The following is a 14,343-nucleotide window of genomic DNA, read 5'->3' as shown; positions in this document are numbered from 1 at the left end:
CGTCCGCGCGCCGCACCAGGGGCGGTCGCCGCCCCGGCGCTGACTACTCCAGGAAGCCGCACGTGGAGCGCTCAACGAAGCACCCCTGGCCGGCCGAGCCGACGTAGGCGCCGCCGTCCACCACGACCCGGCCGCGGGACAGCACTGTCCGGGCCCTCCCGGTGACGCGCTTGCCCTCATAGGCCGAGTAGTCGACGTTCATGTGGTGCGTCTCGGCGGAGATCACCTGCTCGGCCGAGGGGTCGTAGACCACCAGGTCGGCGTCTGCGCCGGGCGCCACCGTGCCCTTGCGCGGATAGAGCCCGAACATGCGCGCCGGGGCGGCGCAGGCGATCTCGATCCACTTGCGCAGGCTGATCCGGCCGTCCAGCACGGCCTGGTGCAGGAGGTCCATCCGGTTCTCCACGCCCGGCATGCCGTTCGGGATCTTGGAGAAGTCGCCGGTGCCCAGGTCCTTCTGCCCGGTGAAGCAGAACGGGCAGTGATCGGTGGAGACCACGGAGAGGTCGCCGGTGCGCAGCCCGCGCCAGAGCGCCGCCTGGTGCTCCTGCGGGCGCAGCGGCGTCGAGCACACGTACTTGGCGCCCTCGAAGCCGGGGCGGGCGAGCTCGTCCACCGTCAGGAAGAGGTACTGCGGGCAGGTCTCGGCGAAGACCGGCAGCCCCAGGTCGCGGGCGCGCACCAGCTCGTCCACGGCCTGCTCGGCTGAGACGTGCACGACGTACAGCGGGCAGCCGGCCACCCGGGACAGCTGGATCGCGCGGTGCACCGCCTCCGACTCCAGCAGCTCCCGGCGCACCTCGCCGTGCATCCGCGGATCGGTGCGGCCCGCGGCCAGTGCCTGCTCCACGAGCACGTCGATCGCGATGCCGTTCTCGGCGTGCATCATGACGAGGCCGCCGTTGTCCGCCGCGCGCTGCATGGCCCGCAGGATCTTGCCGTCGTCGCTGTAGAACACGCCGGGGTAGGCCATGAACATCTTGAACGACGTGATGCCCTCGCCGACCAGCGCGTCGAGCTCCTTGAGGGAGTCCTCGGTGACGTCGGAGAGGATGGCGTGGAACCCGTAGTCGACGGCGCAGGCGCCCTCCGCCTTGGCGTGCCAGGCGTCCACCCCTTCTCGGACCGAGCCGCCCATGGGCTGGATCGCGAAGTCGACGATGGTGGTGGTGCCGCCCCACGCCGCCGCGCGCGTGCCGGTCTCGAACGTGTCGGAGGCGTAGGTGCCGCCGAACGGCATCTCCATGTGGGTGTGGGCGTCGACGCCGCCCGGGATGACGTAGTGCCCGGCGGCGTCGATGGTGTCGGCACCGCTGCGCGCCCAGGTCTGGGCGGCCTCGCTGCCGCGTGCGGCGACGGCGGCCACCTGCTCGCCCTCGATCAGAACGTCGGCCTCGGCAGTCCCTGACTCGGTCACCACCAGGCCGCCTGCAATGCGGGTTCTCTGCACGTCCAGCTCCTTGCGCGGATCGGTACGGGCGGCTCAGGCTTCCGTCAGCGGGCCGTAGGCGTCCGGCCGGCGGTCGCGGTAGAAGGCCCACTGGTGCCGCACCTCGTCGATCAGGCCGAGGTCGAGGTCGCGCACCACCAGCTCCGCCTTGGTGTCGGAGGCGGGGGCGCCCACGAACTGGCCGCGGGGGTCCGCGAAGTAGCTGGTGCCGTAGAAGTCGTTGTCGCCGTAGGGCTCGGTGCCGACCCGGTTGATCGCCGCCACGAAGTACTCGTTGGCGACCGCAGCAGCGGGCTGCTCCAGCTTCCACAGGTACGACGAGAGCCCGCGGCTGGTGGCCGAGGGGTTGTAGACGATCTGCGCACCGGCCAGCCCCAGGGCGCGCCAGCCCTCCGGGAAGTGCCGGTCGTAGCAGATGTAGACGCCGACCCGCCCGACCGCGGTGTCGAAAACCGGCCAGCCCAGGTTCCCGGGGCGGAAATAGAACTTCTCCCAGAACCCTTTCAGCTGCGGAAGATGGTGTTTGCGGTATTTCCCGAGATAGCTGCCGTCCGCATCGACCACGGCCGCGGTATTGTAGTAGAAGCCGGAGCCGTCCACTTCGAAGACGGGCAGTACCATGACCATTCCCAGTTCCGCGGCGAGCGCGGAGAACCGGGCGACGGTGGGCCCGTCCGGCACCGGCTCGGCCCAGTGGTAGTGCTCCTCGTCCTGGACCTGGCAGAAGTAGGGCGCGTTGAAGACCTCCTGGAACCCGATGATCCGGGCTCCCTGGGCTGCGGCGTCGCGCGCGTAGCGCTCGTGCGCCGCGAGCGCGGACTCCGTGTCGCCGGGCCATTCGGTCTGGACGAGTGCTGCTCGGACGGTGGCGGACATGGTCCTCCTCGGCTCCTCGCGGCGGTGCCCGCTCCTCGGCGAGCGGGTGCGCGTGTCGACGAACCTAGGGATCAGCCGCCGTTCCGGTCAATCCCCCGCGCCATTCCTGTGGACGAACCAGAGCGCCCTTCCGGTTTTTGCGCATGGAGGGGCGCGTGGGGCTGCTGGTGGAGTTCTGGTTTCGGCTGGAATTCGGTGCGGGATTGCGGAGGATCAACGGTGGAGTGCGGTCGGAATAGTGGGGAATGGGGGCCGATGCTCGGAACGTCCGCGCGGCTCCTCCGGGCGCGGCGCGCACGTTCAGCAGGCGCGGGTCAGGAGAGCCCGAACGCGACCAACACGGTGCCCACCGCGATGAAGAGCACCGAGAGGCCGATACCGACCATCGCGCCGGCCGACGATCCGCCGCCGGGCCTGTGCGGGGAGAACGTCCACGGAGACGACGGGTCGTAGTAGACGTGGACCTGCTGCCCGGGCTGGTACCGGACGTGGCTGGACGCCTCCGGCGCGCGCCGGAGGATCCGCCGCCCGTCCGCGACCGCGTACTCGACCGAGTAGGCGTTCACGATGGTGACCCTGACGTGGTTGTCGCGCCTGCGGCGCCGGCGCTCCGTCCACGAGTGGCGCACGGTCCCCACCGCGTACTCGCCCTCGCGTACGCCCCGCTGCGACCGCCACGAGGCGACGGCCGCCACCAGGATCGTCGACGCGATCACGATGAAGAACAGGCCCATCGGCAGCAGCGGGTCGGCGGCGCCGGTCCGGTCCGCAACGAAGATGAACGCGAACGCGGCCACCCCGGCCAGGGCGCCGACGCGCATCGCCACGGGTACCGCGCGGCTCGGGCGCTGCGCGGGCGGCGCGCCGGGGATCGGGTGCAGATAGGGGTTCTCGGTGATCTCGGCGTTGGCGGGGTCGTCCGGCGCGTACCGCACCTTCACCCGCCATCCCTCCGCCGGGACCACGCCCTCGAACCCCCGGTCGAACCGCTCCCGGTACTCGTGGCCGGACGGAGCGGCGTAGCGCAGCACGAAGGGGTGCTGCGTGCTCTGCGGCGGCTCGAAGGGGAGCACGGCCTCCACCACCGCCTCCACTTCGGGCCCCTGCGCCCGGCGGGACTTGCGGTAGGCCTTCCAGGCCATCTTGGCCAGGTTGAACAGCACGGCGCCGCCGAGGACGGCGAGAGCGATCGTCGCTTCGGTGTCGAGCCCGAACATCGGTCTCCTCGGGGGCGTAGCGGGAGGAAGGGGACAGCGGCGCGAGCAGAGTACCGCCGCGGGCGCGTGCTGCCGCAGCCGGGCGGTACCGCGCCACCCTGCAGCGCAACGCAGCGAGCGGCACGCGCGGATCCGACGTCCGCGCGTGCCGCTCCGTTCTCTGCCCCCTGCTGCTACGGGAAGCACTATTGCCGGGGAAGCAGCGGTAGAAGGCCGCGGGTTGCGGGGGCGTGGGGGTGGTCCCCCACACCAGAGGGAGGAGCCGTTCCCCGCCCCGGAGGCTCAGCCCGCCGGCGCCACCTCCACCACCACGTGCTTCATCAGCGGCTGATCGCTCTGCGCGCTGAAGTCCCCGAGGGGGCACAGCGCGTTCATCTCCGGCATGTACCCGGCCGCGCAGCCCCGCGGGATGTCGTAGGGGACCGCCTTGTAGCCGTAGACGGTGCGCCGCGACCCGTCCTTGGCGATGCTGGTGACGTCAACCGGGGAGAACTTGTCCAAGCCGCGGTCCGCCATGTCGTCGGCGTTCATGAAGACCGCGGTGCGCAGGTTCTTCAGCCCCCGGTACCGGTCGTTGTCGGAGTAGATCGTGGTGTTCCACTGGTCGTGCGAGCGCATCGTGCTGAGCATCAGCCGCCCCTCGCCCGGGTCCGGGTCGGGTACCGGCGCCGCAGAGAACTCGGCCCGCTCCGACGGCGTCAGGAACACCCGCTCGCGGGCCGGCTGGGCGATGCGGAACCCCAGCGGCCGGCGCACCCGCCGGTTGAAGTCCTCGAACCCGTCGAGCACGTGCCCCATCGCGTCGCGCACCGCATCGTAGTCGCGGGCGTACCGCTCCCATGGGATCGAACTGTCCGGCAGCGCCGCCCGCGCCATCCCGGAGATGATCGCGGGCTCGGAGAGCAGGTGCGGCGACGCGGGGCGCTTCATGCCGTAGGACAGGTGCACCATGCTCATCGAGTCTTCGACGGTGACGCCCTGCTTGGTGCCGCCCGCCGAATCCACCTCGCTGCGGGCCAGGCAGGGCAGGATCAGCGCGTCCCTGCCGTGCACGAGGTGGCTCCGGTTGAGCTTGGTGCTGACGTGAACGGTGAGGTCGCAGCCGCGCAGCGCCGCCGCGGTGCGCGCGGTGTCCGGCGCCGCCAGCGCGAAGTTGCCGCCCATGCCGACGAACACCGACACGTCGCCGCGCAGCATGGCCTCGATCGTGGAGACGGTGTCCAGCCCCGGATCCCGCGGCGCGTCGATCCCGTACAGCTCCTCCAGGCGGGCCGAGAGCGACTCCGGCGGGCGGTGCGCGATGCCGCAGGTCCGGTTGCCCTGCACGTTGCTGTGCCCGCGGATCGGGCAGGGGCCGGCGCCTTCGCGGCCGATGTTGCCGCGCAGCAGCAGGAGGTTCATGATCTCGCGGACCGTGTCCACCCCGTGCTCCTGCTGGGTGATGCCCAGGCACCAGGAGATGATGGTGCGCCGCGACCCCAGGTAGATGTCGGCCAGGCGCTCCATCGCGGGGCGGCTGACGCCGGACCGGCGCTCCAGCTCGGACCAGTCCTCGGCGGCCACCGCGGCCCGGTACTCGTCGAAGCCGCTGGTGTGCCGGTCGAGGAACTCCTGGTCGATCGCGCTCGGGTCGGATTCGGCCCGCGCCAGCACGGCCTTCGCGGTGCCGCGGATCAGCGCCATGTCGCCGCCGATGCGCGGCTGGATGTCCATGGACCCGGTCGGCGTGGCGTGGAAGGTGCCCATCGCCACGAAGTCGTGCGGCACGATCGTCCGCCCGGAGGCGGCCTCCACCAGGGGGTTGATGTGCACGATCCGGGTGCCGCGGCGGTACCCCTCGGCGAGCCGGGTCAGCATCCGCGGAGCGTTCGAGGCCGCGTTCGCGCCCAGCACGAAGATCGCCTCGGCCTGGTCCCAGTCGTCCAGCATGACCGTGCCCTTGCCGGTGCCGATCGACGCCGTCAGCGCCCGGCCGCTCGCCTCGTGGCACATGTTGGAGCAGTCGGGCAGGTTGTTGGTGCCCAGAGCCCGCGCCATCAGCTGGTAGAGGAAGGAGCCCTCGTTGCTGAGTCGGCCGGAGGTGTAGAACGCGGCCCGGTCGGGCGAGTCGAGGCCGCGCAGCCGCTCGCCGATCAGCGCGAAGGCGTCCTCCCAGGCGATGGGCCGGTAGGTGTCGGTCGCCGCGTCGTAGCGCAGCGGGCCGACCAGCCGGCCCTGCGCCTCCAGCGCGTAGTCGGACCACTCGGCGAGCTCGCTCACGGTGTGCTGGGCGAAGAACTCCTTGCCCACCCGCTTGGCCGTCATCTCCCAGGTGACGTGCTTGATGCCGTTCTCGCAGATGTCGAGGTGCAGGCCCTTGCGGTCGTCCGGCCACGCGCAGCCCGGGCAGTCGAACCCCTTGTTCTCGTGGTTCATCCGCAGCGTGGCGCGCACGCCCTCCACCGGCTCGCGGGTGCCCGCGATGACGCTGCCCACGCTGCGCGCCGCACCCCATCCGGCCGTGGGATGGTCGTAGTCCTGCTGCTCCGGGACGCCGCCGCCGGGGCCGCGCCCCGCCGCCGGCTCGCCCGGCGCGCCCGCGCTCAGGCCGTCGTGCTCCGCCCCGCCCGTCTGCCCGTCTGTCCTGCGCGCCGTGCTCTTCCCGTCGGCCATACCGCCTCCTCGCCCCGTGCGGGGTGCCTGCACCGTGCAGGCGCGGCGCCGCCGGTGCGGCGCCGCGCGCCCGCTGCAGGAGACCTCACCACCGCCGGCCGCCCTGATGACCACCGACACGCCAGTTTTCGGCCAGTGGGCGGTCAAGGGCGGCCGGCGGCAGGGCGCGCCGGCGTCAGCTGGCGAAGAGCAGCGCCGCCGTCATCAGGATGCGGACCACGGCGTAGCCGAGGAGGACCGTCACCACGCCCCACGAGAGCGTGAGCCACACCCGGCGGCCGGGCAGCGGCGTGGTGGTGCGCTCCGCGGCCGGTGCCCCGGCCGCTGCACCGGAGCCCCCGGCCGCGCCCGGCGCGGCCGCCGGAGGCTCGGGCTCGTGGAAGCGCCGGCTGACCGGCCGGATCAGCAGGTTCGCGATGAACCCGACGACGAGCAGGCCCACCATCGTGAACAGCGGTGCGTGGTAGGCGTCCTGGGTCAGCGTCCCCGGCTCGCCCTGGGAGTCGAGGAACGTGTTGACGATCAGCGGGCCGGCGATCCCGGCCGCCGACCACGCGGTCAGCAGCCGCCCGTGGATCGCGCCGACCTGGAAGGTGCCGAACAGGTCCCGCAGGTAGGCGGGCACCGTGGAGAAGCCGCCGCCGTAGAAGGACAGGATGATGCAGGCCGTGGCGGTGAACAGCAGCATCGAGGTGCCGCCCGCCGTCGCCATCACCGTGTACAGCACCGCGCCGACGCCCAGATAGACCATGTACATCGGCTTCCGGCCGATGTAGTCCGAGGTGGTCGACCAGATGAAGCGGCCGCCCATGTTGAACAGCGAGAGCATGCCGACGAAGCCGCCCGCGGCGACCGCCGTCACCGGCGTCACCCCGTCCTCGCGGAAGAAGTCCTGGATCAGCGGGCTCGCCTGCTCCAGGATGCCGATGCCGGCCGTGACGTTGGTGAACAGCACCGTCCACAGGAGCCAGAACTGCGGTGTCCTTACCGCGTTGGCGGCGGACACGCTCGCCGACGTGACCATCGGGGCGCGCGCGGCGGCCGCCGGATTGTATCCGGGGGGCGCCCACCCCTCCGGGGGCACGCGGATCAGCAGGACGCCCATCAGCATCAGCAGCAGGTAGCCGGCGCCGAGCGTGGCGAACAGGCCGACCAGCGCGCCGCCGGACGCCACCGAGCCGGCCGCACCGGAGTCGTAGGAGGGGTCGTAGAGCTGCATCAGCTCGTCCGAGAGCGGCGTCGCGATCAGCGCGCCGCCGCCGAACCCCATGATCGCCATGCCGGTGGCCAGGCCGGGGCGGTCCGGAAACCACTTGATCAGCGTCGACACCGGGCTGATGTAGCCGATGCCCAGGCCGATCCCGCCCAGGACGCCGTAGCCCGCATACACCAGCCACAGCTGCCCGAGCGCGATCCCGACGGCGCTCACGAAGAAGCCCGCGCTCCAGAACAGCGCGGACACCAGCATCGCCTTGCGCGGGCCCGCCCGCTCCACCCAGGTTCCGCCGACCGCGGCGGACAGCCCCAGCATCACGATGGCGATGGAGAAGATGATCCCGATCTCGGTCTGGCCGGTGCCGAAGTGCGCCACGAGCGAGTTCTTGTAGACGCTCGTGGCGTATGCCTGCCCGATGGACAGGTGCACCGCCAGTGCCGCCGGCGGGATCAGCCACCGGCTGTAGTTCCACGGGGCGACCGACCGCTCCCGGTCCAGCACGCTCAACGCCGACACCCGACCACCTCGGCTTCCACGTCGCGGCCGCGCCCCCGAGACGGCTCCCTGTCAACACCGCATACCGCATACCGTCGAGCGCCGCCCATCATGGCACGTGCCACAACGCGCCGTGAAGGGGTTGTCACGGGAATTGCCGCCTGCCGCTGGGATCGGCACCCGCCCCGCCCGCCCCAGCCGGACCGTGCTCCCCGGGGGCCCCTCCGCCCCCAGCGCCGGGCGGACCCCGCCGCGAAGTGCGGCATCGGCCCGCCGGGTTACGGAGCGCAGCGGGGGCGCGACCGGATGCGGCCAGGCGCTGCGGGCCGGGGAACGCGATTCCGGCCGCCGCACGTCGGACCCCGGACCTGACCCGTCATCGAGGGAGAGACCCATGCCCCACGGTCCCCGCACCGCCGCAGCAACCCTCGCTGCAGCCGTCCTGCTCACCGGCTGCTCAGGCGGCGGCGATACCGCAGGCAGCGGGGGAGGCGGCGACGGGGAGGGCGCGGCCGACCCCGCCACCAGCACCGAGTTCCCGTTCGTCCGCGAAGGCGCCCTCGCCGGCGCAGCCGGCGAGGCCGTCGACGTCCAGGTCGCCGTCACCGGCCTCACCCGCGGCCCCGACGCCACCGCGGTCGACCTCGAGGTCACCGCCCTCGGCGACGCGGTGCCCGAGGGGACCGCCGAGCAGAACTTCCCCGTCCTGGTCGACGCTGAGGGACGCCGCGCGTACGAGCCGCTGGAGTCACCCGGCGGCGACGTGTACGGCACCAGCCTGCCCGGCGGCGGGATGCTCCGGTTCGGCTGGACGGATGTGCCGCACACGCTGCGCATCTACTATCCGCGCCTGGAAGACGGCGCCGAGCAGGTCACCTTCGCCGGCTTCGGCACCGGCGCCATGACCGGCATCCCCGTGTCCGACGCCGAGGAGATTCCCGTCCCCGACCCCAACTACGAGGAGTTCAGCGAAGACGACCCGCCGCCGGACGGAACGCCCGTCGTCTTCGATGAAGAGGCGCCCGAATCCGGTGCCGAGGAGGGCGTCTACCCGGTCGAAGGCGTCGTCGAGACCGAAGAGGCGTCCACCTCGCGCACCGGGGACACCGAGACCATCTCGCTGCACTCCGACGTCATGTTCGACCACGACGAGGCCGAGCCGGTCGAGGGCTCCGGCGCCACCGTCGCCGAAGCCGCCGCGACCATCGGATCGCGCCGCGCCGACGGCGACACCCCGGTCGCCGTGACCGGCCACACCGACGGCACCGGGGACGACGACTACAACCAGCAGCTCTCCGAGGACCGCGCGGAGGCGGTCGCCGAGCAGCTGGAGAAGGAGCTCGGCGGCACCGAGCTCGACGTGTCCGGCCGCGGCGCCGAGGAGCCGGTCGCCGAGGAGGGCGGGTCCGGGGACGACGAGGCCCGCGCCGCAAACCGCCGCGTCGAGATCACCTACGCCGTCTCCACCGACCGCGGTTCGCGGGCCGGTGCGCCCGGGGAAGAGGGCGGCGGCGGGGACGGCGAGCAGGGCCTTGAGTCCGCCGAACTGCACACGGGCGACCCCGCCCCGTTCATCGTGGAGGAGCCCGAGCCGGCCGCAACCCAGACCGAGGGCGGTGTCCGGATGGACGTCCAGCCGCTCGTGCAGGACGGCGCGTTCCTCGCCGCCACCGTCACCCTCACCAACGAGGGCGACGAGCCCGCGGTCCCCGAATTCGGCTCCGACGCCGGCGCGCCGCTCCGCTTCGCCGACGACTCGCTCGGCGCCCTGCGCCTGACCGACGGTGAAGGCACGGTCCGCTACCCGGCCCAGGCGGTCCACGAGGAGGAGTACGGCCCGCTCGCCGAGCCGCTCTACGAGCTCGCTCCCGGCGCCGCCTACCGCGCCATCGCCTACTTCCCCGCGCCGGAAGAACCGGGGGAGTCGTTCGTGCTGCACACCGGCTCCTTCGGCGAAGGCGAGCTCGACGTGCCCGTCCGGTAGCGCCCCACCGCCCCGCGCCGCCCTGGGAAATCCCCTGGAGGCGGCGCGGGGCGCGGGATAGCTTCGGCCCATGACGCCAGAGCACACCGGGGCCCGAGCAGGGCCAGCACACGGCACGGCGCCCGCGCAGGGCAGCGGCCCGGACGGCGATACCCCTGTGCTCCGCGGCGCGCACGTCCTGCTGCGGACCGCCGCGGCCGGCGATATCCCGGCGCTCGCCGCAGTGCGCGCCACGCCTGAAGTCCACGCCGTTTGGGGGCCAGCCGACCCCGGCCGGCTCGAACAGGTCGTCCGCGCGGAGGTCGGTGACCCCGCCTCGCATGTCCTCGCGATCGTCCGCCGAGGGCGCGTCGCCGGTGCCCTGCACTGGCACGAGGAGACGGATCCGGCCTACCGGCACGCCGGCATCGACATCTACCTCGACCCCTCGCTCCACGGGCGCGGGCTGGGCGAGGACGCGGTGCGCACCGCAGCCGCCTACCTGATCGACGGCCGCGGCCACCACCGCATCACCATCGACCCCGCGGCCGGCAACACCGCGGCCATCCGCTGCTACACGAAGGTCGGCTTCCGGCCCGTCGGGGTGATGCGTTCCTACGAGCGCGGACCCGACGGCGCGTTCCACGACGGGCTGCTCATGGACCTGCTCGCCGAGGAGCTCGTGCGCTAGCGGGCCGGGAAGACCGCAGCCGCTGCTGCCCCCGCTGCCCGCGTCTGCGCGCGCCTTGCGGAACATCCGGAGCGCGGGCTCCGCCGGCTGCGTCCAATCCGGCGACGGCAACCGGCGACAGCGACCGGCGAGGAGGAACGGCGATGGGGAGCAGGCTGTACGCCATCGGGGTGTCGGCGGCCTTGCTGCTGGCAGGGGTTCCGCTGCTGGGGGCGGCAGGGTGCGGAGCCGGGGGCGAACCCGGTGCCGGCCCTGGGAAGCCGTGCACCGCGATCGGCGCCCCGGAGATGGTCGCGGTGGAGATCGCGCCCGGCGACGCGGAGGACGTGCGCAGTGGAACAGTCGAGGTCTGCGACGGCGGCGACTGCACCACCGAGGACCTGGAGCTCTCCGACGAGACGCGCACCGTCGACGAGGGCTGCGACGGCGGATCCTGCTCGGCCCGGTCCGAACCCACCGGGGGGATGCGCGGCAAAGCCCAGTTCGACGGGCTGCCCACCCAGCAGGTCGACGTCCGGGTGGTGCTGACCGCCGATGACGGAGCGGAGGTCTTCGACGAGACTGCTGCGGTCCGCCCCGAAATGGTCGAGCCCAACGGCCCCGGATGCGGCGAACAGGGCCCGCAGGCGCAGCTGACCATTGAGAACGGCCGCCTGGAGCCCAACTGACCGCCGGCGGCACGCCCGGCCGGATCCGGCGCCAGACCCGCTGCCGCACCTCTCCTCCCGGAGCCGCCCGCTCCCTTAGGATCGCCCCATGGTCGACGGCACCGCGGTCACAATGTGGTTCGATCCCTCCTGCCCGCTGAGCAGGATCACCGCCCGCTGGCTCGCCGCCGCGGGGCAGGCGCGCGGATTCGCCCCCACCTGGGAGGTCATGAGCCTCACCCTGCTCAACGCCGGCCTGGCCGAGGACCCGGAAGGCGACCCCGAGGGCTACCTCCTCATCCCCGCCCGTATCGCCGCGCTCATCCGTGCCGAGCACGGCTCCGAGGCCCTGCACCGCTTCCACAACGCCCTGTGGGCCGACACCGAGCGCAGCGGCGGCGACTGGATCGGCGACCTCCGCGCGGCGCTCGAGGCCGCCGGGCTGCCGCCGGAGACCGCCGACGCGGGCGGCAGCGGAGCCAGCGGTCCCACCGGCATCGGCGCCGACGACCCGGCCGGCCGCGCACTGCGCGCCTCGCACCGCCAGGCGCGCACCCTGGCTCCCGGCGACGCCGGGTCGCCGGTCATCGCCGCCCGCACCGCCGACCGCGGGACCACAGCCTTCTTCGGCCCCGTGCTCGACGCCCCACCGGACGGCGAGGACGCCGGCCGCCTCTGGGACGCCGTCCTCGCCACCGCCGCCACCCCGGGCTTCCGCGAACTCAAGATCACCGCCGGCTGACCCAGCCCCCGGTCCGGAACAGACACCCCCGCGCCGCGAGCAGGCCCACCGAACCGAAGCGCCGCCACGGTCGCCCCACCGCGCCGCCGCCGGCACCATCGGAGCCGGACCGCGACGGGAGCATCCCCAAGACCGGCTGCGCCTGCTCGGCGACCGCGCGGTATGGGAACATGGACGCCGGCGACACCCAGGAGTACTACGCCCTGGCCTTCGTTCCGGAAGTTCCCACCGTCGACATCACCTTCGGACAGTTCCCGTCCTTCGAGGGCGTCGCCCACGGCTAACGGCCCGGCACCGCGCTACCGATGCCGTACATACACAGAGGCCGGCCCCCGGGTGCCCGCCTCTGCCGGATGGCTCGCTGGAGGCGCTGACTCAGGCCCCCATGTCCTCCATCATCCGGTCGAAGTCGGTGATCTCGTCGTCCGACGGGTAGCTGATGTCGACCGGCTCGTTGAACGCCTCGAACTCCAGCACAGTCGTCACCGCATCCCCCGCCGAGTGCGTCACCTTCCGCGGCAGCCCGTCGCCGTCCACCCAGATTTCGAAGTCGACACTCTCGACGCCCAGCTGCGCGTAGGTCTCCCGCGCCAGCTCGGCCAGCTCCTCGTCCCCGATCTCCGCCGCGGCCTCCTCCGCCGTGAACGACCCGGTGTAATGCGTGGTCGCCTCCCCGGAGACCTCCTCTTCCCCGGCCTCCTCGACACCCTCCGCCGCCAGCAGCTTCTCCACTTCCGCCAACGGGTTCTGGGCCGCGACGTCGAACCGTGGATTGGAAGGGCCGAACCGCAGCCAGTCACCGCTGCCGGGGTCCAGCAGCAGCGCCTCCGAGCCGCGCATCATCAGGGTCGACTCGCCGGCGGCCTCGCCCATGGTCTCCATCTTCACGGTGGGCTCGGGGTCCGCCGTGTACTGGATGTCGGAGGTGGTGTCCATCGAGGCGCCCTCGATACTGCCCGACATCGTCATGGTGGCGGTATAGGTGTCGGCGTCGGAGGCGCCGTTCACCGCCTTCTCCACGATCGCCACCGGGTCCAGCGCCGCCTCGCCGCTGTCGCCGCCGCCGGTGCTCTCGCCGCCGCCCGAGGCGGATCCGCCGCCGGGGAGCATGCCGCACCCGCTGGCGGCGAGGACGACGGCCGCTCCGGCGGCGGTCAGGAGGGTGATGGGCTTCAGCGTCATCGGAGTGCTCCTTCTCGGGGGATGGCCCGCCGGCGGCGGATCCGCCTCGGGCGGGTGAGACGCCCGACCCGGAGCGCGGGTTCCCGACCCGGGGCTGCCCCCTGCGGCCGCACCAGTGCCGCAGGACGGTGGTGCCGCGGACTCGGGGGTGGAAGCTCCGCTGGGAGGCCGTCAAGAGTCCGGTTCGAGGTCCTCTGCCCCCAGGAGGATGCCCGTTGGCACCAGCAGGCCCGTGGGCGCTTCCTCGTCCGGACCGGAGCGCGCGGTCCGCTCCCCGGCGCCGGGTTCGGGGGCACCCGCTGAGCCCCGTCCGAGCCGCGTGCCGAGGGGAGGCCTTCGCGGCGGTGGCTGCGCCGCCGCGGTCAGGCGGGCGGGGTTTCACGATCGCCGGCGTGACTCCTCGTGCGGCAGCCCGCGGACGGTAGCGCTGCCGGACGGCGCGGATTCCCGCTAGCGGCGGAGCGCGGCGCCCGGATCAGTCCTCGCCGTCGTCCTCGGTGCGCCTCTGGTGGCTGCGGGGGCGGCGGCGGACTCCGACGCCGCCCATGAGGGCGATGCCGCGGATGTGCACGACAGGGGCGTCCGGCGGCACGGTGGCCGCGGTGTCGCCGCTGCCGCCGAAGCCGCCCATGAAGGCGAATCCGTGCACGCGGACGTGGATGTCATCGGGGACGGTGACTCCGCCGCCGCCCATCAGCGCGTAGATCCAGACCGTGGTCTCGCGGGCGGTGAACCGGGCCTCCCGCAGGTCCAGGTTGACGCCGCCCCACACCGTGAACGAGACGTGGCTCGGCGGCACCACCCAGTGCCCGCTGCGGTCCGCCCCGCCCATCACCGCGATCGCGAACCGGCTGGTGGGCGCTCCGTCCACCACGCGCTCGCCGGCATAGGGCGGACGCGGTGAAGAGAACGGCTGCACGGAGTCGGAGCGGACAGCCAGCGCGGGGGCGCCGGCCGCGGGGAGGTCCGCGGTGAGCGGCTCGAGCTCGCCCATGGTCTTCGCCGCGTATACGGCATCGAGGCGGTCGCCGTGCTCGTCGGGGGTGAGGCGGCCCTCGGCGAGCGCCTCGCGCAGGTTCTGGGCGACAGCGTCGCGGTCGGCGTCCGAGGCGCGCAGCGCACGCCGGTCCTGCGGTGTGTCGGCCATGCATCGATTCTTGCGGATCGCCCGGCTTGCGCGAGGGGCGTACCGGCGCTCCCGCGAAGGTTCCG

11 protein-coding genes are annotated in these 14,343 nt (G+C 73.0%); 4 read left to right on the top strand and 7 right to left on the bottom strand.

All coding sequences use genetic code 11. The features are described 5' to 3' along the window. Positions 1–43: 43 nt before the first annotated feature. From hydA to ACYVGT_RS04245, 5 genes are all read right to left on the bottom strand, one after another. Positions 44–1,450, bottom strand: coding sequence for a dihydropyrimidinase (gene hydA, locus ACYVGT_RS04265; protein ID WP_460855063.1), 1,407 nt, complete (start codon positions 1,448–1,450; stop codon positions 44–46). Positions 1,451–1,483: 33 nt separating this feature from the next. Then, positions 1,484–2,326 carry a nitrilase-related carbon-nitrogen hydrolase gene (locus ACYVGT_RS04260; RefSeq protein ID WP_460855062.1) on the bottom strand — a complete coding sequence of 281 codons (843 nt, stop codon included), beginning with the start codon at positions 2,324–2,326 and terminating at the stop codon, positions 1,484–1,486. 314 nt (positions 2,327–2,640) lie between these two features. Further along, complete coding sequence (locus ACYVGT_RS04255) at positions 2,641–3,543, bottom strand: DUF3592 domain-containing protein (RefSeq protein WP_460855061.1); 903 nt, start codon at positions 3,541–3,543, stop codon at positions 2,641–2,643. Between the two features lie 282 nt (positions 3,544–3,825). Continuing rightward, positions 3,826–6,195 (bottom strand): FdhF/YdeP family oxidoreductase, encoded by a 2,370-nt coding sequence (locus ACYVGT_RS04250; RefSeq protein WP_460855060.1) that lies wholly within the window; start codon positions 6,193–6,195, stop codon positions 3,826–3,828. Positions 6,196–6,370: 175 nt separating this feature from the next. Beyond that, positions 6,371–7,918 (bottom strand): OFA family MFS transporter, encoded by a 1,548-nt coding sequence (locus ACYVGT_RS04245; RefSeq protein WP_460855132.1) that lies wholly within the window; start codon positions 7,916–7,918, stop codon positions 6,371–6,373. 382 nt (positions 7,919–8,300) lie between these two features. On the opposite strand from ACYVGT_RS04245, the gene ACYVGT_RS04240 reads away from it, so the two are divergent. The 4 genes from ACYVGT_RS04240 (at position 8,301) to ACYVGT_RS04225 (ending at position 11,949) form a co-directional block, all read left to right on the top strand. Beyond that, complete coding sequence (locus ACYVGT_RS04240) at positions 8,301–9,890, top strand: OmpA family protein (RefSeq protein ID WP_460855059.1); 1,590 nt, start codon at positions 8,301–8,303, stop codon at positions 9,888–9,890. A 70-nt stretch (positions 9,891–9,960) separates the two neighbouring features. After that, positions 9,961–10,560: a GNAT family N-acetyltransferase gene (locus ACYVGT_RS04235; RefSeq protein ID WP_460855058.1), complete on the top strand. Its 600-nt coding sequence runs from the start codon at positions 9,961–9,963 to the stop codon at positions 10,558–10,560. Positions 10,561–10,703: 143 nt separating this feature from the next. After that, the gene (locus tag ACYVGT_RS04230; RefSeq protein WP_460855057.1) at positions 10,704–11,228 is read left to right on the top strand and encodes a hypothetical protein; all 525 of its coding nucleotides are present in this window, start codon (positions 10,704–10,706) and stop codon (positions 11,226–11,228) included. Positions 11,229–11,316: 88 nt separating this feature from the next. Next, complete coding sequence (locus ACYVGT_RS04225; RefSeq protein WP_460855056.1) at positions 11,317–11,949, top strand: mycothiol-dependent nitroreductase Rv2466c family protein; 633 nt, start codon at positions 11,317–11,319, stop codon at positions 11,947–11,949. Between the two features lie 375 nt (positions 11,950–12,324). On the opposite strand, the gene ACYVGT_RS04220 is transcribed toward ACYVGT_RS04225, so the two are convergent. Both ACYVGT_RS04220 and ACYVGT_RS04215 read right to left on the bottom strand, forming a co-directional pair. Continuing rightward, on the bottom strand, positions 12,325–13,131 hold the full coding sequence (locus ACYVGT_RS04220; RefSeq protein ID WP_460855054.1) for a hypothetical protein: 807 nt from the start codon (positions 13,129–13,131) through the stop codon (positions 12,325–12,327). A gap of 475 nt (positions 13,132–13,606) precedes the next feature. After that, positions 13,607–14,278 carry a DUF1707 SHOCT-like domain-containing protein gene (locus tag ACYVGT_RS04215; protein ID WP_460855051.1) on the bottom strand — a complete coding sequence of 224 codons (672 nt, stop codon included), beginning with the start codon at positions 14,276–14,278 and terminating at the stop codon, positions 13,607–13,609. Positions 14,279–14,343: the final 65 nt, after the last annotated feature.

It is taken from the genome of Nocardiopsis coralliicola, from assembly GCF_054779695.1.
The sequence above is the reverse complement of the archived record's forward strand: the minus strand, read 5'-3'. Positions and strand labels throughout refer to the sequence as shown.